We start from the raw sequence: 24439 nt of genomic DNA on the forward strand, positions 1-24439 counted from the left end.
GAAAGTGCCTGATGCCCGGGGTGGGCCCCGGTTGCCGGCCTTGTTGTAGGCTGTGCGGCTGCCCCCGATTTTAAGCCGGCCGTACGGCCCGACCTCTCGCTCATCCATGCCCGATATCGTTGAAGTTTCCAGTTCCGAGAAGAGGGGCGAGTTCCTGCGTTTTCCGGGCTCGCCCTTCGAGCTTTTCCAGCCCTATCCGCCCGCCGGCGACCAGCCGCAGGCCATCGACAAGCTGGTGGAGGGGGTGCAGGACGGCGAGGTGTTCCAGATCCTGCTGGGCGTGACCGGCTCGGGCAAGACCTTCACCATGGCCAACGTGATCGCCCGGCTGGGCCGGCCGGCCATCGTGTTCGCACCCAACAAGACGCTGGCCGCGCAGTTGTACAGCGAGTTCCGCGAGTTCTTCCCGCGCAACGCGGTGGAGTACTTCGTGAGCTATTACGACTACTACCAGCCCGAGGCCTACGTGCCGCAGCGCGATCTGTTCATCGAGAAGGACAGCTCGATCAACGAACACATCGAGCAGATGCGGCTGTCGGCCACCAAGAGCGTGCTGGAGCGGCGCGACACCGTGATCGTGGCCACCGTGAGCGCGATCTACGGCATTGGCGCCCCCGAGGACTACACGCAGATGCGCTTCATCTGCCGCGTGGGTGACCGCATCGGGCAGCGCGACGTCATCGCCCAGCTCATTCGCATGCAGTACACGCGCAACGAGCACGATTTTTCGCGGGGCACCTTCCGCGTGCGCGGCGACACCATCGACGTGTTCCCGGCCGAACACAGCGAGCTGGCGGTGCGGCTGGAGCTGTTCGACGACGAGATCGAGTCGCTGCAACTGTTCGATCCGCTCACGGGCCGCATCCGCCAGAAGGTGCCGCGCTTCACGATCTACCCGTCCAGCCACTACGTGACGCCGCGCGAGAAGGTGCTGTCGGCGGTGGAGTCGATCAAGCTCGAACTCGCCGGTCGGCTGAAGGAGCTGGTCGACGCCGGCAAGCTGGTGGAAGCCCAGCGCCTGGAGCAGCGCACCCGGTTCGACCTGGAGATGCTCAGCGAGGTGGGCCACTGCAAGGGCATCGAGAACTACACGCGGCACCTCTCGGGCGCGCCGCCCGGGGCGCCGCCGTCCACGCTGACCGACTACCTGCCCAAGGACGCGCTCATGTTCCTGGACGAGAGCCACCAGATGATCGGGCAGCTGGGCGCCATGTACAACGGCGACCGCCAGCGCAAGACCACGCTGGTGGAATACGGCTTCCGCCTGCCCTCGGCGCTGGACAACCGGCCGTTGAAGTTCGAGGAGTTCGAGGCCCGCATGCGCCAGGTCGTTTTCGTCTCGGCCACGCCGGCCCAGTACGAACTCACCCATGCCGGGCAGGTGGTCGAGCAGCTGGTGCGGCCCACCGGCCTGATCGACCCCGAGGTGGAAGTGCGACCGGCCACGCACCAGGTCGACGACGTGCTGCAGGAGATCCGCATTCGTGTGGAGCGGAACGAGCGCGTGCTGATCACCACGCTGACCAAGCGCATGGCCGAGCAGCTGACCGACTACCTGGGCGACAACGGCGTGAAGGTGCGCTACCTGCACAGCGACATCGACACCGTCGAGCGGGTGGAAATTCTGCGCGACCTGCGCCTGGGCGCCTTCGACGTGCTGGTGGGCATCAACCTGCTGCGCGAGGGACTGGACATTCCCGAGGTGTCGCTGGTGGCGATCCTCGATGCCGACAAGGAAGGCTTCCTGCGCGCCGAGCGCTCGCTGATCCAGACCATCGGCCGGGCCGCCCGCAACCTTGGCGGCAAAGCCATCCTGTACGCCGACCGCATCACCGATTCGATGCGCAGGGCCATCGACGAAACCGAGCGCCGCCGCGCCAAGCAGATCGCCCACAACCTGGCGCACGGCATCACGCCACGCAGCATCGTGAAGGAAGTCCGTGACCTGATCGACGGCGTCTACAGCGAGAAGGCGAGCAAGGAAGCCGAGCGGCAGGAGATCCAGCGCGCGCTGACGCAGGACATGTCGGAGAAGGACGTGGCCAGGGAAATCAAGCGGCTGGAAAAGCAGATGCTGGAACATGCGCGCAACCTCGAATTCGAGAAGGCGGCGCGGGTGCGGGACCAGTTGGCGAACTTGCGGGAGCAGGCGTTCGGCGGGCCGGGACACGACAACGTGGCGGTTGGTTAGGACGGGCGGCTCAGAGCGGCTTCGTCAGGCATGTCCTGAGCTTTGTCCAAGGGCTCAGGCCGAACGGACAGGGTGGTTCCAACCTCCGCTCGCCCTGAGCCGTCGAAGGGCCTTGCCGGGCTTCGCCGGACCTGTCCGGACCAGCCCTCCGGGAAAGCCATTGCTCAACCGCCCCGGACCCCCGCGTAAACTGATTTCCAGCTTGCGCCCCGTGCTGCATCGCAGCACGAGAAGCCGGCAGGCAAGGAGACCTGGTTTGCAGCGAACCGATATCGCCGATCCGGCGTACTTCCACAAAGTGGTGGATTGCCAGTACGCCTGCCCTGCCCACACCCCCGTCCCCGAGTACATCCGCCTGATCGCACAGGGTCGCTACGGCGACGCCTACATGGTCAACTGGGTGTCCAACGTCTTTCCCGGCATCCTCGGGCGCACCTGCGACCGGCCCTGCGAGCCCGCCTGCCGGCGTGGCCGAGTGGAGGAGGCGCAGTCCGAAAAGCCCGAGCCGGTGGCGATCTGCCGGCTCAAGCGCGTGGCGGCCGACATGAAGGACGACGTTCGCGCCCGCATGCCGGGCCGGGCCGCCTCCAATGGCAAGCGCATCGCCTGCATCGGCGCCGGGCCGGCTTCGCTTACCGTCGCCCGCGACCTGGCACCGCTGGGCTATCAGGTGACGGTGTTCGACGGAGAAGCCAAGCCCGGCGGCTTCATCCGCACCCAGATCCCGCGCTTTCGCCTGCCCGAGTCGGTGATCGACGAGGAGTGCGGCTACATCCTCGACCTGGGCGTCGAGTTCGTCGCGGGCCGGCGCATCGAATCGATGAAGGCGCTGCTGACCGAAGGCTACGACGCGGTGTTCGTCGGCTGCGGAGCCCCGCGCGGGCGCGACCTGCCGCTGCCCGGGCGGCAGGAGGCCGCGGGCCAGATCCACATCGGCATCGACTGGCTGGCCTCGGTGTCCTTCGGCCACGTGACACGGGTGGCGCCCAGGGTCATCGTGCTGGGTGGCGGCAACACGGCCATGGACTGCTGCCGCTCGGCGCGCCGATTGGGCGCCAGCGAGGTCAAGGTCATCGTGCGCAGCGGCTTCGAGGAGATGAAGGCGTCTCCCTGGGAGAAGGAAGACGCCATGCACGAGGGCATCCCCATCATCAATTACCACGTGCCCAAGGCCTTCGTGCACGAAGGCGGGCGCCTCGCCGGCATGCGCTTCGAGGTGGTCGAGGCCGTGTACGACGAGCGCGGCCGGCGCAGCCTGGTGCCCACCGGCCAGCCGGAGGTCTTCATCCCCTGCGACGAGGTGCTGGTGGCCGTGGGCCAGGAGAACGCCTTCCCCTGGATCGAGCGGGACTGCGGCATCGCCTTCCACGACACCGGCCTGCCGGCCCTGGGCCAGGACAGCTTCCAGTCGACGCTGCCGCAGGTCTTCTTCGGCGGCGACGCGGCGCTGGGCCCCAAGAACATCATCACCGCCGTCGCCCATGGCCACGAGGCGGCGGTGTCCATCGACCGCTTCCTGCACGGGCAGGACGTGGAGCAGCGGCCGGCGCCGCGTACCAACCTCATCTCGCAGAAGATGGGCATCCACGAGTGGAGCTACGACAACCAGACCTCGCTGGACGCCCGCTTCAAGGTACCCTGGGCCAAGGCCGAGATCGCGCTGGCCAGCATCAAGGTCGAGGTGGAACTGGGCTTCGACGCGGCCACCGCGCTGCGCGAGGCGCATCGCTGCCTCAACTGCGACGTGCAGACCGTGTTCACCGAATCGGCCTGCATCGAGTGCGACGCGTGCGTGGACATCTGTCCGGTGGACTGCATCACCTTTACCCAGAACGGCACCGAGTCCGAGCTGCGCACGCGGCTGAAAGCGCCCGCGCTGCACCCGGAGCAGGCTTTGTACGTATCGGGACAGCTCAAGACCGGCCGCGTCATGGTCAAGGACGAAGACGTCTGCCTGCACTGCGGCCTGTGCGCCGAGCGCTGTCCCACGGGGGCGTGGGACATGCAGAAGTTCCTGCTGGAGACCACCAAGGCGGGGCCTGCGTGCCGCGACGCGGTGGGCGGCACGGCGGGAGTGTCGGCATGAACCGCATCGAAGCCGTCAACGATTTCGTCATCAAGTTCGCCAACGTCAACGGCTCCGGTTCGGCGTCGGCCAACGAGCTGTTCGCCAAGGCCATCCTGCGCATGGGCGTGCCCGTGAGCCCGCGCAACATCTTCCCCAGCAACATCCAGGGCCTGCCCACCTGGTACGAGGTGCGGGTGAGCGAGGCGGGCTGGCTGGGCCGCCGAGGCGGCGTGGACATGATGGTGGCGATGAATCCGCAGACCTGGGATGCCGACGTGGCCGAACTGTCGCCCGGCGGTTACCTGTTCTACGACAGCACGAGGCCCTTGCCGGCTTCGTCCTTCCGCGAGGACGTGCAGGTGATCGGCATGCCGCTGACCGAGATCTGCAACGCGGTCTACAGCGACCCCCGGCAGCGCCAGTTGTTCAAGAACATCGTCTACGTGGGCGCGTTGTCGGTGCTGCTGGAAATCGACCCCGAGGTGATCGAGAAGCTCTTCGGCGAGCAGTACCGCGGCAAGGAGAAGCTGCTGGCGTCCAACGTGCGCGCCCTGCACCTGGGCCGCGACTTCGCGCGCGAGCACCTGTCATGGCCGCTGGGCATCCGCGTACGCCAGGCCGACGCGGTGGGCCAGCGCATCTTCGTCGATGGCAACAGCGCGGCCGCCCTGGGCTGCGTCTGGGGCGGCGCCACGGTGGCGGCCTGGTACCCGATCACGCCGTCGTCGTCGGTGGCCGAGGCTTTTGCCAGCTACTGCGCCGAGTACCGCACCGATCCGGCGACCGGCGAGAAAAGCTTCGCCATCGTGCAGGCCGAAGACGAGATCGCCTCGATCGGCATGGTGGTGGGCGCGGGCTGGAACGGTGCGCGGGCCTTTACCGCCACCTCGGGGCCGGGCGTCTCGCTCATGACCGAATTCATCGGCCTGGCCTACTTCGCCGAGATCCCGGTGACCATCATCGACGTGCAGCGCGGCGGGCCGTCCACCGGCATGCCCACGCGCACCCAGCAGGCCGACATCCTGGCCTGTGCCCATGCGTCGCATGGCGACACCAAGCATGTGCTGCTGCTGCCGCAGGATCCGCAGGAATGCTTCGAGCACGCGGCCTGCGCGCTCGACCTGGCCGACCGGCTGCAGACGCCGGTGTTCGTGATGACCGACCTCGACATCGGCATGAACCAGCGCCTGTGCGAACCCTTCGAATGGCCCGCGGGGCGCGGCTACGACCGCGGCAAGGTCATGAGCGCGGCCGAGCTGGAGGCCGGCCGGGACTTCGGTCGCTACAAGGATGTGGACGGCGACGGCATTCCCTGGCGCACGCTGCCGGGCACGCACCCGACCAAGGGCAGCTACTTCACGCGGGGCACCACGCGCGACCCGTATGCGCGCTACTCGGAGCGCGGCCCGGACTACGTCTACAACGTCGAGAGGCTGCTCAAGAAGTTCAAGACCGCGGCCACGCTGGTGCCGCAACCGGCGCTGCGGCCGGCGGCCGAGCCGACGCGCCGGGGCGTCATCTACTACGGCTCCACCAGTCCGGCCATGGACGAGGCGTTGCAGGTGCTGGCCGGGGAGGGCGTCTTCGTGGATGCGCTGCGTCTGCGGGCCTACCCGTTCCCCGACTCGGTGGCCGAATTCATCGCCGCGCACGACCAGGTGTTCGTGGTCGAGCAGAACCGCGACGCACAGATGCGCTCGCTGCTGGTCGACGAGCTGGAAATCGACCCCAAGCGGCTGGTGAAGGTGCTGCATTTCGACGGCACGCCCATCACGGCCCGCTTCATCACCCGCGCCATCCTCCAGCACGCGGGCACGGCCGGTGCGCCGATGCCCGCCTCACAAGAATCCGCCGCATGACCTGGATCGCCAAACCCGAGCTGCACCATCCGGCGCTGAAGAAGAACCGCGTCGGCTACACCCGGCGCGATTACGAAGGCAAGGTGTCCACGCTGTGCGCCGGTTGCGGGCACGACTCGATCTCGGCCGCCATCATCCAGGCCTGCTGGGAGCTGGACATCGAGCCGCATCGCGTGGCCAAGCTCTCCGGCATCGGCTGCAGCTCCAAGACGCCGGACTATTTCCTGGGGGCGTCACACGGCTTCAACACGGTGCACGGCCGCATGCCCAGCGTGCTGACCGGCGCCAGCCTGGCCAACCGTGAGCTGCTGTACCTGGGTGTGTCGGGCGATGGCGACTCGGCGTCCATCGGCCTCGGCCAGTTCGCCCACGCCATGCGGCGAGGCGTGCGCATGGCCTACATCGTGGAGAACAACGGCGTCTACGGGCTGACCAAGGGCCAGTTCTCGGCCACGGCGGACCAGGGCTCGCGCAGCAAGAAGGGCGCCATCAACCGCGACAGCCCGGTCGACCTGGTGGGCATGGCCCTGCAGCTGGGCGCGACCTATGTGGCGCGTGGCTTCTCCGGCGACAAGGAGCAGCTGGTGCCCTTGATCAAGGGCGCGCTCGAACATGGCGGCGCCGCGTTCGTGGACGTGATCAGCCCCTGCGTCGCCTTCAACAACCACGCCGGCAGCACCAAGAGCTACGACTATGTGCGCGAGCACAACGAGGCGGTGAGCCGCATCGACTTCATCACGCCCCGTGACGAGATCCGCGCCACGGCCGAGCCGGGCAGGGTGGTCGAAGTGCCCCTGCACGACGGCACGCTGCTGCGCCTGCGCAGCCTGCACCCGGACTACGATCCGACAGATCGGCGCGCGGCTTTGCACCACATGCAGGAGCATGAGGCGAAGGGCGAGGTCGTGACCGGGCTGCTGTTCGTCGATCCGCAACCCGTCGACCTTCACAGTTCGCTGGGCACCTGCGCCCGGCCGTTGAACACCCTGGATGCACCGCAGCTGTGCCCGGGCCCGCAGGCGCTGGGCGAGCTGAATGCCCGACTACGTTAGCCCTCCGTTCGTCCTGAGCCTGTCGACGGGTTCGCAAGGCGTGCTTCGACAGGCGCTCAGCTCGGACGCGGCGTCGTCTCTCGACACGAGATAGACCCGAAATCCTTACCGGATTCACGGGAACCATCGACCTCCTTCCGCGATCTATTACCCGACTAGGCCGTTTGGGCTTTCCGTTATACTTGACGGAAATTGTCAACAAACACGGCTGACGTCTGCTCTCCGTTTGAGCGCGTTGCCCTGGCGCGACTCGGTCGCCCATGTGAATGAAACGGGGACGGGCCTCAACGGCGTTGCCGCTGGGGTGAACAGTAGGTTTGCCAAGCAGAAGGAGCTTGCGATGCGTCTCACCACCAAAGGCCGCTTTGCGGTCACCGCGATGATCGATCTGGCCCTGCGCCAGAACAACGGCCCCGTCACGCTGGCGGCGATCAGCCAGCGCCAGCAGATCTCGCTGTCCTATCTCGAGCAGCTGTTCGGCAAGCTGCGGCGGCATGAGCTGGTCGAGTCGACCCGCGGGCCGGGCGGCGGCTACACGCTGGGTCGCAAGGCCTCCGAAATCACCGTGGCCGACATCATCGTCTCCGTCGACGAGCCGCTGGACGCCACCCAGTGCGGCGGCAAGGAAAACTGCACCGGAGACGGCGGGCGCTGCATGACGCACGAGCTCTGGACGCAGCTGAACCAGCGCATGGTCGAGTTCCTCGATTCGGTCACGCTGCAGAAGCTGGTCGATGACCAGCTCGCCAAGGGCGTGCAGATCGAAGACAAGCCCGCGGTCAAGCGGGCCATCTCCAGCCAGCCGGTGGTCAAGCCGATCCGCGTGAACGCGCCGAACTCGGTCTTCGCCCTCGGCAGCTCGATGAGCAAGAGCTGATCCCAACCCCTGCATAGCAAGGCAAGCCACAGAGTTAGACGAACAGCCAGCCATGGATACGACTCCTCATTTCCCGATCTACATGGACTACGGCGCCACCACGCCGGTGGACCCGCGCGTGGTGGACGCCATGATTCCCTGGTTGCGCGAGCACTTCGGCAACCCGGCGTCTCGCAGCCACGCCTGGGGCTGGGAAGCGGAAGAGGCGGTTGAAAAGGCTCGCCAGCAGGTGGCCGACCTGATCGGCGCCGACCCGCGCGAGATCGTCTGGACATCCGGCGCCACCGAGTCGAACAACCTGGCGCTCAAGGGCGCGGCCCACTTCTACAAGACGCGGGGCAAGCACCTGGTCACCGTCAAGACCGAGCACAAGGCCGTGCTGGACACCATGCGTGAGCTGGAGCGCCAGGGTTTCGAGGTGACCTACCTCGAGGTGCAGGAAGACGGCATGCTCGACCTGGATGCGTTCAAGGCAGCCCTGCGCCCCGACACCATCGTGGCCAGCGTCATGTTCGTGAACAACGAGATCGGCGTCATCCAGGACATCGCCACCATCGGTGCCATCTGCCGCGAGAAGGGCGTCATCTTCCACGTGGACGCGGCCCAGGCCACGGGCAAGGTCGAGATCGACCTCAAGAGCCTGCCGGTCGACTTGATGAGCCTGGCCTCCCACAAGACCTATGGTCCGAAGGGGATCGGCGCGCTCTACGTGCGTCGCAAGCCGCGCGTGCGGCTCGAGGCGCAGATGCACGGCGGCGGTCATGAGCGCGGCATGCGCTCGGGCACCTTGCCCACGCACCAGATCGTGGGCATGGGCGAAGCCTTCCGCATCGCCAGGGAAGAAATGGCGCAAGACGCGGCCAAGGCCCGGGCGCTCTTCAAGCGGTTGCTGGACGGCCTGTCGGACATCGAGCAGGTCTTCGTCAACGGCCACCTCGAGCACCGTGTGCCGCACAACCTGAACATCAGCTTCAACTTCGTCGAAGGCGAGTCGCTGATCATGGGCATCAAGGGCCTGGCGGTGTCGTCGGGCTCGGCCTGCACCTCTGCCTCGCTCGAACCCAGCTACGTGCTGCGCGCCCTGGGCCGCAGCGACGAACTGGCGCACAGCAGCCTGCGGATCACCATCGGCCGCTTCACGACCGAAGAAGAGATCGACTACGCCGTCGAGACCATCCGCAAGAACGTCCACAAGCTGCGCGAACTCAGCCCCCTGTGGGAGATGTACCAGGACGGCATCGACCTCAACACGATCCAGTGGGCTGCGCACTGACTCATTTCAGGAGGAACTGAACATGGCTTATTCCGAAAAGGTCGTCGACCACTACGAAAACCCCCGCAACGTCGGCTCCTTCGACAAGGGCGACGAGAGCGTCGGCACCGGCATGGTGGGTGCGCCCGCCTGCGGCGACGTGATGAAGCTGCAGATCAAGGTCAACCCGTCCACCGGCGTGATCGAAGACGCACGCTTCAAGACCTACGGCTGCGGCTCGGCCATCGCGTCGAGCTCGCTGGTCACCGAGTGGGTCAAGGGCAAGACGCTGGACCAGGCGGCTTCGCTGAAGAACAGCCAGATCGCCGAAGAACTGGCGCTGCCGCCGGTCAAGATCCACTGCTCCATCCTCGCCGAAGACGCCATCAAGGCCGCCGTCGAGGACTACAAGAAAAAGCATTCGCACTGAAACCAGACATGGCTGTCACGCTTTCCGAAGCCGCCGCCCGCCACGTCAACCGCTATCTCACCAAGCGCGGTAAAGGCGTAGGCGTGCGGCTGGGCGTCAAGACCACCGGTTGTTCGGGCCTGGCCTACAAGCTCGAGTACGTGGACGAGATCGCGCCCGAAGACGTGGTGTTCGAGAACCACGGGGTCAAGCTGCTCATCGATCCCAAGAGCCTGGCATACATCGACGGCACCGAACTCGATTTCGTGCGCGAAGGCTTGAACGAGGGCTTCCGCTTCAACAACCCGAACGAGCGTGACCGCTGCGGCTGCGGCGAATCCTTCCGCGTGTGAATCTCAGCGACAGCGACTTCGTCCTCTTCGGGCTGCCCGAGCGTTTCCAGCAGGACCGCGCCGCCATCGATGCGCGCTGGAAAGAACTGCAGCGCGAGGCCCATCCCGATCGCTTCGCGGCGCAGGGCGCCGCTGCCCAGCGCGTCGCCATGCAATGGTCGGTGCGCATCAACGAAGCCTACCAACGCCTGAAGGACCCGCTGCGCCGCGCCGCCTATCTGTGCGAGCTGCGCGGTGCGCCCATCAACGCAGAGAGCAACACCGCCATGCCGCCGCAGTTCCTGCTGCAGCAGCTCGAGTGGCGCGAGTCACTCGACGAAGCCCGTAGCGAGGAAGACCTCGACAGCCTGGCGCAGGAGTTGAACCGTGCGCGTGCCGACGTGTTGCGCGACATCGAGGCCTGCCTCGACGAACGCGGCGATGCCGCCGAGGCGGCCAACCAGGTGCGGGCCCTGATGTTCATCGAGCGCTTTGCCCATGACGTCGAAGCGCGCTTCGACCAGCTGGGACAATAGCCCGATGGCTCTCCTGCAGATTTCCGAACCGGGTCAGGCGCTCGACCCCCACCAGCGGCGCGTGGCCGTGGGCATCGACCTCGGCACCACCCATTCGCTGGTCGCGGCCGTGCGCCACGGCGTGGCCGAGTGTTTGCCCGACGCACAGGGACGCGTGATCCTGCCGTCGGTCGTGCGCTACCTCGAAGCCGGCGGCCGCCAGATCGGCCACGAGGCCCTGGTCGGCCGCGCCCACGACGCGCAGCACACCATCGCCTCGGTCAAGCGCTTCATGGGCCGCGGCCTGGCCGACATCGCCGACCACGACAAGCTGCCGTACCTCTTCGTCGACCAGCCCGGCATGGTGGCCCTGCAAACGCGCGCCGGCATCAAGAGCCCGGTGGAAGTGAGCGCCGAGATCCTGGCCACCCTGCGCCAGCGGGCGGAAGACACCTTCGACGACGACCTGTACGGCGCCGTCATCACCGTGCCCGCGTACTTCGACGACGCGCAGCGCCAGGCCACCAAAGACGCCGCGCAACTGGCCGGCATCCACGTGCTGCGTCTCATCAACGAACCCACGGCAGCCGCCATCGCCTACGGCCTGGACAACGCCAGCGAAGGCGTCTACGCGGTCTACGACCTGGGCGGCGGCACCTTCGACATCTCCATCCTGCGGCTCTCGCGTGGCGTGTTCGAGGTCATCGCCACCGGCGGCGACTCGGCCCTGGGCGGCGACGACTACGACCGCGCGCTCGCCGAGGTGATGCTGGCCGATGCCAGGGTGCAGCCCCGCACTCCCGGCGACAAGGCCGCCATCCACATCGCCGCCCGCGCAGCCAAGGAGGCGCTGACCGATGCCGACCAGGCCACCGTGCACGCCACGCTCGACGGCCGCGAGATCGCGTTCACCGTCACCCGCGCGCAGTTCGAAGCCGCCACGCAGGACCTCACCGCCCGCACCATGACCGCCGTGCGCAAGGTCTTGCGCGACGCCAAACTTTCGCGCGACGAGGTGCAGGGCGTGGTGATGGTGGGCGGCTCCACCCGCATGCCGCAGGTGCGCCGCGTGGTCGGTGAGTTCTTCGGGCGTGAACCGCTCATCAACCTCAACCCCGACGAAGTGGTGGCCCTGGGCGCGGCGATCCAGGCCAACCAGCTGGCCGGCAACGACGCCGCCGGGGACCTGCTGCTGCTCGACGTGATCCCGCTGTCGCTGGGCATCGAGACCATGGGCGGCCTGGTCGAGCGCATCGTCCATCGCAACGAGACCATTCCCACCGCCAAGGCGCAGGACTTCACCACCTACAAGGACGGCCAGACCGCCATGGCGCTGCACGTGGTGCAAGGCGAGCGCGACCTGGTGCAGGACTGCCGCAGCCTGGCCCGCTTCGAGCTGCGCGGCATCCCGCCCATGGCCGCCGGCGCCGCGCGCATCCGCGTCACCTTCACGGTGGACGCCGACGGCCTGCTCAGCGTCACCGCACGCGAACAAGGCAGCGGCGTCGAGTCGCACATCGACGTCAAGCCCTCGTACGGCCTGAGCGACGACCAGGTGGCTCGCATGCTGCAAGAAAGCTATGCCACCGCCGAACAGGACATCCGCGCCCGCGCCCTCACCGAAGCGCGCGTGGACGCCGACCGCCTGATCATGGCCACCCGCAGTGCGCTGCAAGTGGACGGCGACCTGATCGACGCCGCCGAGCGCGCCGACATCGAAGAGGCCCTGGCCACGCTGGCCCGCGTGGCCGCCGACAGCAACGAGGCCGCCGCCATCGAGGCCGCTACCCAGGCGCTGGCCAAGGCCACCGAAAACTTCGCTGCCCAACGCATGAACCACGGCATCCAGCAGGCACTGGCCGGCCGCAACGTGGAGAGCCTTTGATGCCGGTCATCAAGATCCTGCCGCACCCCGAGTACTGCCCCCAAGGCGCGCAAATCGAAGCGTCCACCGGCACCAGCGTCTGCGAGGCGCTGCTAGAGAACCACATCCAGATCGAGCACGCCTGCGACATGAGCTGCGCCTGCACCACCTGCCACGTCATCGTCCGCGAAGGTTTCAACTCCTTGAACGAGATGGACGAGAGCGAGGAAGACCTGCTCGACCGCGCCTGGGGCCTGGAGCCCAACTCGCGCCTGTCGTGCCAGGCCATCGTGGCGCAGAAAGACCTGGTGGTGGAAATCCCCAAGTACTCGATTAATCACGCCAAGGAAAAACACTAGCGATCGAGGCTTGCGCGTGGGGCAGGGCAGGGGAGGCCTGGCTCTACAATTTGCCCCATGCGCCAGATCGTCCTCGACACCGAGACCACGGGTCTCTCCGCCGAAACCGGCGACCGCATCATCGAAATTGGTTGTGTCGAACTGCTGAGCCGCAAGCTCACCGGCAACAACAAGCACTTCTACCTGAACCCAGGGCGCGACAGCCACGAAGACGCGCTCAAGGTCCACGGCATCAGCAACGAGTTTCTGCGCGACAAGCCCAAGTTCGCGCAGGTGGCCGACGAACTGCTGGACTACCTGCAGGGCGCCGAGATCATCATCCACAACGCCGCCTTCGACATCGGCTTCCTGAACAAGGAACTGGAGCTCATTGGCCGCCCGCCGTTTCGCACCTACGTGGGCAGCGTCACCGACACCTTGGTCATGGCCAAGGAGATGTACCCCGGCAAGCGCAACAGCCTCGACGCGCTGTGTGATCGCCTCGGCGTCGACAACTCCGGCCGCACCCTCCACGGCGCCTTGCTCGATGCGGAGTTGCTGGCCGATGTCTACATCAACCTCACCCGCGGCCAGGACGCGCTGCTGATCGAGGTGACCACCGAAACCGCGCACGGCATCAACGTGCAGGTCGACCTCACGCGCTTCACGCTGCCCGTGCTGCTGGCCAGCGAGCAGGAATCCGAAGCGCATGAAGACGTGCTGAAACAGCTCGATAAAGCCAGCGGCGGAAAAACGCTTTGGCGGCTCATCAACAGCCAGGAAGCATCTCAACCCGTGGCATAATCGCGGGCTTCGGCGACACGCCGGAACGGGTGATTAGCTCAGCGGTAGAGCACTGCCTTCACACGGCAGGGGTCGCAGGTTCAAACCCTGCATCACCCACCAATTCTTCAAGGGCCCAGCGGTGACGCTGGGCCCTTTTCTGTTGGCGCATGCGCATTCAAGGGCAGCAGTGACCTCGAGGCTCATCCCATGAGTCTCCTCGGCCCCGCGCGCCGCTCTGAAATCCCGAACAAAGGAACAGCCTCGCAGGCTCATGACGTGAGTCTGCGGCTTGCAAGCATCGTGACTCCCGACACCCAGGAGCCGACAAGATGACCCAGGCCTCGATCCTCATCAACCCGATCCGCGCAGCCGCGCTCGTCGCAGGCGGCACGCTCGGTGTCCTCGTGCGCTGCAGGCCCCCGATCGACCTGCGTCGGAAGACGCGGCCCCGACGCGCTGGCCTCCTCGACTGGCCGTCGTCATCGACCGCTCGGGCAGCATGTCGGGCCAGCCCCTGCACGAAGCCCTGCGCTGTGCCGAATACATCGCAGGCGGCCTGCAGAAGACCGATCGATCGGCCGCCGTTCTCTGTGACGACACCGTTCACATTCCGCTGCCGCTCCGGCCTGCCGGCAACGCCGAGGCATGCCGGAAAGCCTTGGCCGGCGTCGAAAGCGGCGGAAGCACCGCGCTGTTCGACGGCTGGCAGGCCGGCGCCAACCTGCTTGAGGGCAAGACCGCAGGCACCATCTCGCGCGTGCTGCTGCTGTCCGACAGTCAAGCCCACCATGGCCTGTGCGATGAGCAGGAGATCCGGCGTCACTGCGCGCGCCGGGCCGCACAGGGCGTGTCGACCAACGGGCGGCGGCATGAGCTGCTACGGCCAAACGGCTGAAGACCTGCACGACAGCTTCGACGAAGAGTTGTCGCTGCTGCAATCGCTCTTCCTGCGCAGGCTTCGGCTGAAGCTGGTGCCGGGCGCCGGCGTGGTCGCGGAGCCGCTCGGACCGGTGCGGCGTGACGCGAACGGCGCCGGCCTTCTGCCTGACCTTGCCCGGGGTGCGGAGGCATGGCTGCTGGTGCGCCTGCACCGGTGCCCGCTTCCGACCTTGCCTGAATGCCGCAAGACGAGCTGGTTGCCCGTCGGCTGATGGAAGTGGAGTTCGCCGACCCGACGGCGCGCATCCAGGCTCTTGTCGGCACTGGAGAACTGCGCAAGGCAAAGGGGTTGCTGAAGGTGCTCGAGGCAGAGGTCGCCGATCACCTCTGGCTCGCAGGGAAGCTGAGCCGCTTGCGCAGCATGCTCGAGGACGATGCCGCGATGGCAATGAAGGAGATGAAGTTCTCCATGTACCGGACTGCGAACCGGCTGGTTGCCAAGTCCGAAGCGGCGTATGGGGGTTCGGAGACGGACGGTGCGGACGTGCCGGCTTTCTTTCGTCGCAAGGCGAGGCCGTCACTCTCTCTTGAGCGCCTTCAGGCGCTGGGCGTCCGAGACGTTCATGCCGTCAGATCATTGGCTTCCTGCCGTGCTGCCCGTCAAGGAGCTGTGCCGCAAGAAAATCATTGTCGATTTCCTCTGACGGTAAATTGGCGTCCAGGCCGTCACGTGGCTGATCTCAGGGGCAGGGCACGGGGACTGCGAGGAGCCAGTGCCATGACCGGCCGTCGCAGGTCCTCGCTCTGCGAGGAAGGACAAGGCAGTCGATGGCAGCCACCGCCCGTGTCATGGCCGCCCCACGCTTAGAAAGGCAGCATCATCCATGTCGCTCCATACCCAGCTCGTCCAGCGCGCCACCCGGAAGCGGCCGATCCGCGTCGGACTCATCGGTGCCGGCAAGTTCGGTTCCATGTATCTCTCGCAGGTGCCGCGCACACCGGGAGTGCACTTGGTGGCCATCGCCGACCTGTCACCGGACGCGGCGCGCCGCAATCTGGCACGGGTTGGGTGGGAGGTCCAGCGGACCGAGGCCGCTTCGATCGACGATGCGCTGCGCACCGGCGCCACCCATCTCGGCGAGGACTGGGAGGCGCTGGTGAGCCACCCGGGCATCGACGTGGTGGTTGAGTGCACGGGCCACCCGATCGCGGCGGTCGATCACTGCCTGCGCGCCTTCGAGCACCGCAAGCACGTGGTCAACGTAACCGTAGAGGCGGACGCCTTCTGCGGTCCGCTGCTCGCGCGCAAGGCGACGCTGGCCGGGGTGGTGTATTCGCTGGCTTTCGGCGACCAGCCCGCGCTGATCTGCGATCTGGTGGACTGGGCCCGCACCTGCGGCTTTCCGGTGGTGGCCGCCGGGCGCGGGCACAAGTGGCTGCCGCACTTCTGCGAATCGACGCCCGAGACGGTCTGGGGCTACTACGGCCTCACGCCCGAGCAGGCGCAGCGCGGCGGCCTGAACCCGAAGATGTTCAACAGCTTCCTGGACGGCTCCAAGCCCTCTATCGAGAGCACGGCGGTCGCGAACGCGACCGGCCTGGCGGTGCCCAGCGGTGGCCTGGCCTATCCCTCGGGCTCGATCGCGGACATTCCGTCGCTCACGCGCCCGCGCAGCGAAGGGGGCGTGCTCGAGAAAAAGGGCATGGTGGAGGTGATCTCCTCCCTGGATGCGCAGGGCCGACCAATCGACTACGACATCCGCATGGGCGTCTGGGTCACCGTGGAAGGAGAGACCGAGTACATCCGGAACTGCTTCGAGGAGTACAACGCGCACACCGATCCCTCCGGTCGCTATTTCACGCTCTACAAGCGCTGGCACCTGATCGGATTGGAGGTGGGCCAGTCGGTCGCCTCGGTCGCACTGCGCGGCGAGCCCACCGGCGTGGCCACCTGCTGGAACGCGGACGTGGTGGCCACGGCCAAGCGCGACCTCCAGCCCGGCGAACTGCTGGACGGGGAGGGCGGCTACACCGTGTGGGGCAAGCTCACGCCAGCCGCGGCGTCCCTGCGCGACGGCGGGTTGCCGCTGGGCCTGGCCCACGACGTGAAGCTCGTGCGCCCCGTGAAGAAAGGGTGCTCGCTCACCTGGGACGATGTGGCCGTGGACACTACGACGCGCGCCTACGCGATCCGCCGCGAGCTCGAGGCGCTCGGCCCGGATTGGACGACGCAGGCCGCGTGAGCCCGACTCGGCAAGCAACTCGCCGAGCGCGGGACTGTCGGCGGCGGACGATCGGCGCGTCGAAGGCGGGCGGCGGCCAAAGTGGCGCACAGGCCGCATCGAGGCGCGGCGCGGTGACTGCAGGTCATGGTGAGCTGGCCGTCGGCGGCGGCCGCTGATTGCGCGCTGTGGCTGCGTGAGCTGCCGATCTGGACCTGTGCCAGCAGAAATGGCCATTGCGGACTGCGGCGACCGCGCACTCAGGCTGCACCCTTTCGCGCGGGCAATGCGGTGCGGGGCCGAGAGGGCCAACTCCTGGGCGGCCAGGCTCCCCATCGAGTGCCCCAGCACGGCGGCTTGCTGCGCGGCCGCCGGAGCTGCCGCCGCGAACCTTGCTGATTTCGACGCGTGAAAGGCCTTGACCACGTCCCCACCGATTTCGCGGGTGAGCGGATCACCGCAGCTCCCAGAAAAAAAACCAAGCACACTGTCGCATGCGAAAGGTCTTCATCTTGCTGGCCGCCAGCTTCTCATTGTTCGGCTGCAGTGACCTGGCGCGGTTGCCCGACTTGAGCACGGTTGGTCCTGCGCCTGAACTGCCTCCACCTCGGCAGAACCTGTTTCCAACCGTGCTGATAGCGCCCGCTCAAGGCTGGCCCGATGGTGGGCAACCGGTCGCCGCGCCTGGTTTTCGCGTGACCGCTTTGGCCACGGGTCTGCAGCACCCGCGCTGGTTGTACGTGCTGCCCAATGGTGACGTGCTCGTGGCCGAGGCCAATAAGCCTACGCCGCCCGCGGCGGACAAGCCTTCAGGCATCAAGGCGTGGGTGACCAGCCTGGTGATGAAGCGCGCCGGCGCCGGCGTTCCAAGCGCTGATCGCATCACCTTGCTGCGCGACCAGGACGGGGATGGCGTGGCCGAGACACGCTCCGCGCTGATCGACCGCTTGCACTCGCCCTTTGGCATGGCCCTGGTGGGTGACCAACTGCACATCGCGAACGCGGATGCGGTGGTCCGGGTGCCCTACACGCCAGGGCAGACGCGCATCGATGTGGCGCCTGTGAAGGTGACAGACCTGCCGGCCGGTCGCAACCACCACTGGACCAAGAACCTGCTGGCGAGTCGTGATGGCCGCAAGCTCTACGCCACGGTGGGCTCGAACAGCAACGTGGCCGAACACGGCCTGGAGATCGAGGAGGGCCGTGCCGCCATCTGGGAGATCGACGTGGCCTCCGGCAGCAAGCGCCTGTTCGCGAGCGGGCTGCGAAATCCCAACGGGTTGGGCTGGGAGCCGTCGACGGGCGTGCTCTGGACCGTGGTCAACGAGCGGGATGAGCTGGGCAGCGACCTGGTGCCGGACTATCTCACCTCGGTGCGCGAAGGTGCGTTCTATGGTTGGCCATGGAGCTACTGGGGGCAGCAAGTCGACCCTCGCGTGCAGCCACCACGGCCCGACCGTGTGGCACAGGCTGTCCGGCCTGATTACGCCCTGGGGAACCATGTGGCCCCACTTGGGCTGGCGTTTTCTGATGCGCGAATGCCGCCGCCGTTCGCCAGCGGCGCCTTCGTGGGCCTGCACGGCTCCTGGAACCGGCGCCCGCTCTCGGGCTACAAGGTCGTCTTCGTGCCCTTCGTCGGCGGCAAGCCAGTCGGGGCCCCTGTTGACGTGCTCACAGGCTTCGTCAGTCCGGAAGGAAAAGCCTGGGGTCGCCCCGTCGGGGTGGCGCTGGATGCAAGAGGTGCCCTCCTGGTGGCCGACGACGTCGGCAACACCGTGTGGCGAGTGGCCCCGTTGCGCTGACGAGAGGGCACCATGACTTCGGCTACTACTTCGGAGAACGTCGATGGATCGTCGCGCGCTGCTGCGCCACCTGCTCTGGGTTCCGGCCCTCGCCGTGCCTGCCACGGCTCGCGCCGACGAGGCGGCCTTGTGGCGCTTGCTTCAAGCCGGCGGCCAGGTGGTGCTGATGCGGCACGCGGCGACCACGCCTGGGGTCGGTGACCCGCCGGGTTTTGCGCTGGGCAACTGCCGCACGCAACGCAACCTGAGCGATGAAGGTCGGCAAGACGCGCAACGGCTAGGGCGATTGCTGCGTGCCCGTGGCATTCCGGTGGAGCGCGTGTTGGCCAGCCCCTGGTGCCGCTGTGTGGAAACCGCGCGGCTCGTGTTCGGTCGCGATCCGGAGATCGAGCCCGCGCTGGGCAATCTCTTCGGCCGCCCCGCTCAGGAAGCCGGACAGGTGGCGCAACTGCGTCGGCTGGTGCGGCCCGGCCAGGCCGGCAACCTCTTCATGGTGACGCACGGCTCCACCACCTTGGCGTTGACCGGCGTGTCTCCGGCCCAAGGTGAGATGGTGGTGCTGAGCCCGCAGGCCGCAGGCGACTTCCAGGTCGCCGGCCGGCTCGCCGCCCGGTGATAGTGCCGTCTTGAGTGCGCAGCTGGCTGTGGCCGCGTAGCGTGCAGACAAACGAGTGGCGTAGCTGGCCAAGCATTTTGTCGAGCAAGCGAATATCTGGCGCGGCAAGCTACATTGACGCTGCCGCCCCCATCGCGCGTCCGCAAAGGCCCAAGCGATCCGGCCCGGAACAATAGACCACAAGACATGGCACAACAAAAGAAGGTGCAAGTCCGCGACGCCATCCTGCAGGCCGGCTTCGAGCTCTTCGCGGCCAAGGGATACAGCGCGACCAGCCTGAGCGAGATCGCTCGCGCGGCGGGCATTTCCACCGCCAACCTGTACGTCTACTTCAACTCCAAGCTTCAACTGCTGTACGGAATCTACGACCCGTGGCTGCGCGCCCGCGTCACCGAACTCGAGAGCCAGTTGCGCCAGGTCGAGGTGCCGCAGCAACGGCTGTTCATGCTGCTGTCCGCGCTGTGGCGCGACATTCCGGCTGAACAGAACGGGTTCGCCAACAACCTGATGCAGGCCGTCTCGAGTGCCCAGCCGGCCGAGTGCTACGACCCGAGCCTCTTCCAATGGTTCGAGCAACGTATCGCCGCGATGATCCAGGAGGCTCTGCCGGCACCGCGCCACTCCCTCGGCGACCAGGCGCGAATCGCGCGCCTGGTGATCATGGCATTCGATGGCTTCGCGATTCACCGGCACCTGGAGCCGCATCGCGAAGGAGTCGACGACGAGACCCTGCACGCGTTCGCCCGCATGCTCCTGGGGGACACGTCAGCAGGCGTTTCGCAAGCCCCGCACCCTGCGCGCCGCAAGGCCCGTTCACGCGCCCAAGGAAAACCCTGACCCGATCCGCCAGGCGGCCCGTTGACACCGCTGGGGCCCGCACCCCATATTAATGAATGCCGATCGTTATTGATCCGGTCCACTGCCCCTGCGGACTTGTTGAACTCTTGAGGACGCTGCCGCCATGTACCCTGCCGCCATTCGCACCCAGGAACTGAACCCGGCCAAACTGACCCGGCTGTTTCGCACGCAGTTCGAGCGGTGCAACGTGAAACCGGGAGAAACGATCGCCTTGATCAGCGACCTGGGCACGCGGCGGGAGTTCGTGCAGTCTTCGTTCGCCGCGGCCGACGAACTCGGTGCCGACGTGTACGAGATGTGCGTCAATTCCATTCCGTCGTGGAGCAAGGTGGGCGTGCCGACCATCGGTCGCTGCAAGGGGACTTTGGAGGCCGCCAAGCAGGCGGACCTGATCGTGATCTTCCACGTGCCGCTCTTCAGCAGCTGGCTCAAGGATGTTCGCGATGCGGGCACACGGGTGCTGATGATCATCGACGCGCCCGATGACCTGGAGCAGCTCATGTCGCCCGAGGGCCTGAAAGAGGCCGTGCTGCATGCGCACGCCCGGCTGGAACGTGCCCGCGAGATCCGGGTCACCAGCGAGGCCGGCACCGATTTCACTTACCGCTGCGGCGACTACCCGGTGATGAGCCAGTATGGCTTTGCCGAGTCGCCTGGACGCTTCGACCACTGGGGCGCCGGACACGTGCACACCTTCCCGAACGAAGGCAGCGCCAACGGACGCGTCGTGGTCCAGCCGGGCGACATGGTCATCCTGCCGTACTGCCGCTATGTGCAAGACCGGGTCGAGATCGAGGTGCGCGAAGGCTTCATCACGCGCATCGAAGGCGGCCTCGATGCCAAGCTGATGGACGACTGGCTGGCCGAGGCGATGGCCGATCCCGACGACCGCGATCCGTACGCGATCTCGCACCTGGGGTGGGGCCTGAACCCGCAATCCCGCTGGCACGCCATGGCCCTGAACGGCGACGACCCCGAGCGCAATCGCGCCTCCGCCCGCACCTTCCCGGGCAATTTCCTGTTCTCCACAGGCCCCAACACGCAAGGCGGCGGCACGCGCAAGACACGCGGCCACCTGGACGTGCCGATGCGCGACTGCACGGTGGTGCTGGATGGCGAGACCGTCATCGAGCGCGGCAAGCTGGTCGATCCCAAGATGCGCGTGCCCCGTGAGCCGCGCTGAAAGCGAGTAGCCCGTCGATGCGCCCGCAGGACTACCCCGCGCAAGAGCCCCTGTCACCCGTTGCCCAGGCCTACCAGCAACGGATCCTTGCCGCCACCCCGCAGCTGGAGGGCAGCGAGTTCGCCTATGGCGATGACCCGTACCAGCGTGTGCTGCTGTACCCGGCGCCGCAGCCCAACGGCGACGTGTTGCTGCTGCTTCACGGCGGCGGCTGGACCAACGGCTACAAGGAGTGGATGACGTTCATGGCGCCGGCCTTGCAGGCGGCGGGCGTCACCGTGGCGACGGCAGGCTATCGGCTGGCGCCGGCCCACCTCTTTCCAGCCGGGTTCGAGGACTGCTGCGCGGCTCTCGCGGCCTGCGCGGTGCGGCTGGCGCAGCATGGCGGCGGCTTCAAGCGCCTGTTCGTCGGGGGACACTCGGCGGGCGGCCATCTGGCGGCCTTGATGGCGGTGCGCCGCGACTGGCAGCAATCCCAAGGCCTGCCACCGGACATCGTGCGCGGCTGCCTGCCGATCTCGGGCGTCTATCGCTTCGACGAAGGCTCGGGCCTGTCGGTTCGTCCGCGTTTCCTGGGGCCGGCCGATTCCCCGCGCGCGGCGGAGGTGGCGATACAAGCCAGCCCGCTGCGGCAGATCCAGGGCACGCCGCCCCCGTTCCTGATGGCCTGTGGGTCCGCGGATTTTCCGCACCTGATCCAGCAGGCCGAGGAGATGCGCGACGCCCTCGTCGCCGCGGGTGGCCAGGCCGAGTTGATGAAGCTGCCCGGGTGCGATCACTTCGGGGCGCACCTGGCCGCGGGCGACGCCGACGGGCCCTGGGCGCCACGTGCCATCGCCTGGATGGCCGCTGCAGGACCATGACCGAACTCGAGGTCTGCGGACTGTCCAAGCACTTCGGCGCCACCCAGGCGCTGGCGGATGTCTCGCTGTCGGTGCGCGGTGGCCAAGTACTCGCCCTGATCGGTGAGAACGGCGCCGGCAAGTCCACCCTGATCAAGGTGCTGTCCGGTATCCACCGGCCCGACCGCGGCGAGGTGCGGCTGAACGGCCAGCCCTTGCGGCTGCATTCGCCGGCCGAAGGCATGGCCGCCGGCATCGTGCTGGTGCCGCAAGACCTGCACGTGGTGCCGGGCCTGAGCGTCGCCGAGAACATCTTGCTCGGCCACCTGCCGACGCGCCGCGTGGCTGGCGTGCTGCCGTCCATCGATCGCAAGGCCATGCGCGCGATGGCGCAGTCGGTGCTGCAGGACATCGGCGTGGCCCTGCATCCGGACACGCCTGCCGGCGAACTGAGCTTTGCCGAGCGCCAGCTGGTCGTGATCGCGCGCGCCCTCGGCCGCGAGGCCCGGGTCCTCATCCTCGATGAACCGACCGCTTCGCTCGAGCGACGCGAGGTCGAACGCCTGTTCGATGTCGTGCGGCGCCTGCGTGCCCAGTCGGTGGCCGTCATCTACATCTCGCACCGGCTCGAGGAAGTCGAAGGATTGGCCGATCGCTGCGTCGTGCTGCGCGATGGCCGGGTGGTCGCGCACATGGAAGCGCCGCCATTCCCGATCGGCCAGCTGGTCGAGGCCATGACCGGGCGTGTGCTCGCCGACCCTGGCGCCAGCCCGCGCGAGAGCGGCCAGATCCCCGCCGGCGCCCCCCGGCTGCGGGTGGCGCTCGAGGGCGGCACCTTCGAGTGCCGCAGCGGCGAAATCGCCGGGATCGGCGGGCTGCTCGGGAGCGGCGCCAAGGCGCTCCTGCGTCGCCTGTTCGGCGCGTCCGATGCGGGCGGGGCATCCCCGCACGGCAGCATCCGCCATGCGATCGCCGCCGGCGTCGGTCTGGTGCCCGGCGAGCGGGCGCATTCGCTGGTGATGTCCATGTCTGTGCGCGACAACATCGTGCTGGCGCACCTCGATGCGTACGCCCATGCATTCGCGCGCCACGAAGGCCGCATCGACGAGGCGGTGGCGCGCCTGATGGAACTGCTCGACATCCGGCCGCGCTCTCCCCATCTGCCGGTCGCGCACCTGTCCGGCGGCAACCAGCAGAAGGTGGCCTTCGCCAAATGGCTGGTGGCCCGGCGCGAGGTTCTGCTGCTGGACGAGCCCACCAACGGCATCGACATCGCGGCCAAGGCGCTGATCCACGAACGGATCATCGCGTTCGCCGCCGAAGGCGGCTCGGTCGTGCTGTCGTCCTCCGACCTGCCCGAGCTGCTGGCGCTCAGCGACACCATTTCCGTCTTGCGCCAGGGTCGTTTGGCGGGTCGAATGGAACCCGGCGCCTCGTTCGGGGAAGCTCGCCTTCGTGACCTCCTGGAGTCTTCCGCATGAGTCGTTCACCCCCGTTGCAGCCCCTGGCCGGGAATGCCGCCGCGCAACCGTCCGTCGGCAGCGCTCCCGCCTGGATTCGCGGCCGTGCGGTCGACCAGATCCCCACCGCGGTGCTGCTCGTCCTGTGCGCGTTCGCGGCGCTGATGTCGGATCGGTTCCTGTCCTCGGCCAACCTGTCCAACGTGCTGCTGCAGGCGGCGGTCCTGGCCGTGATCACGGTGGGAATGACCTACGTGATCATCGGCGGCGGCTTCGACCTGTCGGTGGGCTCGGTGGTCGCACTGGCCGGCTGCATCGGCGCCGAGGTCATGCTGCAGGCCGGCATCACGGCTGGCGTGGCCGCCGGGCTTCTCGCCGGTGTCGCCGTGGGGCTGGTCAACGGCACGGTGGTGGCCTATCTCGGGGTCAGCCCCTTCATCGCGACGCTGGCCACCATGGTGCTGGTGCGCGGGGTGGTGCTGCTGATCACCAACGGCGCGCCGGTGGTCGGCGAGGAAGGGTTGCCGCAGGGTTTCCTGGATTACGGCACCAGCCGCTTCCTGGGATTGCCCTTGCTGGTGTGGACCGCCGCCGCCGTGTTCGTGGTGTTCGCCTGGATCCTGCACCGAACCGCCTACGGCACGCGCATCTACGCCACCGGCGGCAGCCGCGAAGCGGCGTTCCTGTCGGGGGTGCCCGTCAGGCGCATTTCGCTGTCCACCTACGTGGTCAGCGGCCTGACCGCTGGCATCGCGGGCGTGATGCTCGCCTCACGCCTGCAGTCGGGGCAGCCCACCGCCGGCGAGTTCTACGAACTCAATTCGATTGCCGCCGTGGTCCTGGGCGGCGCCGCACTGCATGGCGGCGAAGGCAAGCTGTACAAGTCGATGGTCGGCGTGCTGATCATGGTCGTGCTGGCCAACAGCCTCAACCTGATCGGGGTCGACAGCTACTGGCAGCGAGTGACGATCGGGCTGGTCATCGTCGCCGCTGCCGCCGCCGATCAGTTGCGGCGACGGCGCCGCTGATTTTCC

Annotated in this window: 23 protein-coding genes and 1 tRNA gene; all 24 read left to right on the forward strand. The window is 67.4% G+C overall.

Annotated features, from left to right (window positions below; all coding sequences use genetic code 11):
* Nucleotides 1-106 precede the first annotated feature (106 nt).
* The 24 genes from uvrB (at nucleotide 107) to JI739_RS15980 (ending at nucleotide 24433) form a co-directional block, all read left to right on the forward strand.
* The gene (gene uvrB, locus JI739_RS15865) at nucleotides 107-2191 is read left to right on the forward strand and encodes an excinuclease ABC subunit UvrB (RefSeq protein WP_236589769.1); all 2085 of its coding nucleotides are present in this window, start codon (nucleotides 107-109) and stop codon (nucleotides 2189-2191) included.
* A gap of 256 nt (nucleotides 2192-2447) precedes the next feature.
* Nucleotides 2448-4277: an FAD-dependent oxidoreductase gene (locus JI739_RS15870; protein ID WP_201684910.1), complete on the forward strand. Its 1830-nt coding sequence runs from the start codon at nucleotides 2448-2450 to the stop codon at nucleotides 4275-4277.
* Nucleotides 4274-6118 (forward strand): 2-oxoacid:acceptor oxidoreductase subunit alpha, encoded by a 1845-nt coding sequence (locus JI739_RS15875; protein ID WP_201684911.1) that lies wholly within the window; start codon nucleotides 4274-4276, stop codon nucleotides 6116-6118. Before JI739_RS15870 ends, JI739_RS15875 begins: the two co-directional genes overlap by 4 nt.
* Nucleotides 6115-7170, forward strand: coding sequence for a 2-oxoacid:ferredoxin oxidoreductase subunit beta (locus JI739_RS15880; RefSeq protein ID WP_201684912.1), 1056 nt, complete (start codon nucleotides 6115-6117; stop codon nucleotides 7168-7170). Before JI739_RS15875 ends, JI739_RS15880 begins: the two co-directional genes overlap by 4 nt.
* Nucleotides 7171-7510: 340 nt before the next feature.
* The gene (gene iscR, locus JI739_RS15885; RefSeq protein ID WP_201684913.1) at nucleotides 7511-8047 is read left to right on the forward strand and encodes a Fe-S cluster assembly transcriptional regulator IscR; all 537 of its coding nucleotides are present in this window, start codon (nucleotides 7511-7513) and stop codon (nucleotides 8045-8047) included.
* A gap of 52 nt (nucleotides 8048-8099) precedes the next feature.
* Nucleotides 8100-9320 (forward strand): IscS subfamily cysteine desulfurase, encoded by a 1221-nt coding sequence (locus tag JI739_RS15890; RefSeq protein ID WP_201684914.1) that lies wholly within the window; start codon nucleotides 8100-8102, stop codon nucleotides 9318-9320.
* A gap of 22 nt (nucleotides 9321-9342) precedes the next feature.
* Nucleotides 9343-9729, forward strand: a complete 387-nt coding sequence (gene iscU, locus JI739_RS15895) for a Fe-S cluster assembly scaffold IscU (protein WP_201684915.1) — start codon at nucleotides 9343-9345, stop codon at nucleotides 9727-9729.
* Between the two features lie 8 nt (nucleotides 9730-9737).
* Nucleotides 9738-10061: an iron-sulfur cluster assembly protein IscA gene (gene iscA, locus JI739_RS15900; protein ID WP_201684916.1), complete on the forward strand. Its 324-nt coding sequence runs from the start codon at nucleotides 9738-9740 to the stop codon at nucleotides 10059-10061.
* Nucleotides 10058-10576, forward strand: coding sequence for a Fe-S protein assembly co-chaperone HscB (gene hscB, locus JI739_RS15905; RefSeq protein WP_201684917.1), 519 nt, complete (start codon nucleotides 10058-10060; stop codon nucleotides 10574-10576). Before iscA ends, hscB begins: the two co-directional genes overlap by 4 nt.
* Before the next feature lie 4 nt (nucleotides 10577-10580).
* The gene (gene hscA, locus JI739_RS15910) at nucleotides 10581-12440 is read left to right on the forward strand and encodes a Fe-S protein assembly chaperone HscA (RefSeq protein ID WP_201684918.1); all 1860 of its coding nucleotides are present in this window, start codon (nucleotides 10581-10583) and stop codon (nucleotides 12438-12440) included.
* Nucleotides 12440-12778 carry an ISC system 2Fe-2S type ferredoxin gene (gene fdx, locus JI739_RS15915; RefSeq protein WP_201684919.1) on the forward strand — a complete coding sequence of 113 codons (339 nt, stop codon included), beginning with the start codon at nucleotides 12440-12442 and terminating at the stop codon, nucleotides 12776-12778. Before hscA ends, fdx begins: the two co-directional genes overlap by 1 nt.
* 57 nt (nucleotides 12779-12835) lie before the next feature.
* Nucleotides 12836-13561 carry a DNA polymerase III subunit epsilon gene (gene dnaQ / locus JI739_RS15920; protein WP_201684920.1) on the forward strand — a complete coding sequence of 242 codons (726 nt, stop codon included), beginning with the start codon at nucleotides 12836-12838 and terminating at the stop codon, nucleotides 13559-13561.
* A 27-nt stretch (nucleotides 13562-13588) separates the two neighbouring features.
* Nucleotides 13589-13663, forward strand: a tRNA-Val gene (locus JI739_RS15925).
* 361 nt (nucleotides 13664-14024) lie between these two features.
* Nucleotides 14025-14438, forward strand: a complete 414-nt coding sequence (locus JI739_RS15930) for a vWA domain-containing protein (RefSeq protein WP_354003743.1) — start codon at nucleotides 14025-14027, stop codon at nucleotides 14436-14438.
* The gene (locus tag JI739_RS15935; protein ID WP_201684922.1) at nucleotides 14413-14694 is read left to right on the forward strand and encodes a hypothetical protein; all 282 of its coding nucleotides are present in this window, start codon (nucleotides 14413-14415) and stop codon (nucleotides 14692-14694) included. Before JI739_RS15930 ends, JI739_RS15935 begins: the two co-directional genes overlap by 26 nt.
* The gene (locus JI739_RS15940) at nucleotides 14661-15290 is read left to right on the forward strand and encodes a hypothetical protein (protein WP_201684923.1); all 630 of its coding nucleotides are present in this window, start codon (nucleotides 14661-14663) and stop codon (nucleotides 15288-15290) included. The genes JI739_RS15935 and JI739_RS15940 overlap by 34 nt, the downstream gene beginning before the upstream one ends.
* A gap of 16 nt (nucleotides 15291-15306) precedes the next feature.
* The gene (locus tag JI739_RS15945; protein ID WP_201684924.1) at nucleotides 15307-16665 is read left to right on the forward strand and encodes an NAD(P)H-dependent oxidoreductase; all 1359 of its coding nucleotides are present in this window, start codon (nucleotides 15307-15309) and stop codon (nucleotides 16663-16665) included.
* A 473-nt stretch (nucleotides 16666-17138) separates the two neighbouring features.
* The gene (locus JI739_RS15950) at nucleotides 17139-18446 is read left to right on the forward strand and encodes a PQQ-dependent sugar dehydrogenase (RefSeq protein WP_201684925.1); all 1308 of its coding nucleotides are present in this window, start codon (nucleotides 17139-17141) and stop codon (nucleotides 18444-18446) included.
* A gap of 43 nt (nucleotides 18447-18489) precedes the next feature.
* Nucleotides 18490-19062: a histidine phosphatase family protein gene (locus JI739_RS15955; RefSeq protein WP_201684926.1), complete on the forward strand. Its 573-nt coding sequence runs from the start codon at nucleotides 18490-18492 to the stop codon at nucleotides 19060-19062.
* A 186-nt stretch (nucleotides 19063-19248) separates the two neighbouring features.
* Entirely contained in the window at nucleotides 19249-19899 is a 651-nt protein-coding gene (locus JI739_RS24720) for a TetR/AcrR family transcriptional regulator (RefSeq protein ID WP_201684927.1), read from the forward strand.
* 124 nt (nucleotides 19900-20023) lie between these two features.
* Nucleotides 20024-21103, forward strand: a complete 1080-nt coding sequence (locus JI739_RS15965; RefSeq protein ID WP_201684928.1) for a 2,5-dihydroxypyridine 5,6-dioxygenase NicX family protein — start codon at nucleotides 20024-20026, stop codon at nucleotides 21101-21103.
* 17 nt (nucleotides 21104-21120) lie between these two features.
* A complete protein-coding gene (locus JI739_RS15970) occupies nucleotides 21121-21966 on the forward strand; it encodes an alpha/beta hydrolase (RefSeq protein ID WP_201684929.1) in 846 nt (281 codons plus the stop codon).
* Nucleotides 21963-23426, forward strand: a complete 1464-nt coding sequence (locus JI739_RS15975) for a sugar ABC transporter ATP-binding protein (protein WP_201684930.1) — start codon at nucleotides 21963-21965, stop codon at nucleotides 23424-23426. Before JI739_RS15970 ends, JI739_RS15975 begins: the two co-directional genes overlap by 4 nt.
* A complete protein-coding gene (locus JI739_RS15980; protein ID WP_201684931.1) occupies nucleotides 23423-24433 on the forward strand; it encodes an ABC transporter permease in 1011 nt (336 codons plus the stop codon). The genes JI739_RS15975 and JI739_RS15980 overlap by 4 nt, the downstream gene beginning before the upstream one ends.
* Nucleotides 24434-24439 lie beyond the last annotated feature (6 nt).

It is taken from the genome of Ramlibacter aurantiacus, assembly GCF_016722895.1.
Lineage (GTDB): Bacteria > Pseudomonadota > Gammaproteobacteria > Burkholderiales > Burkholderiaceae_C > Ramlibacter > Ramlibacter aurantiacus.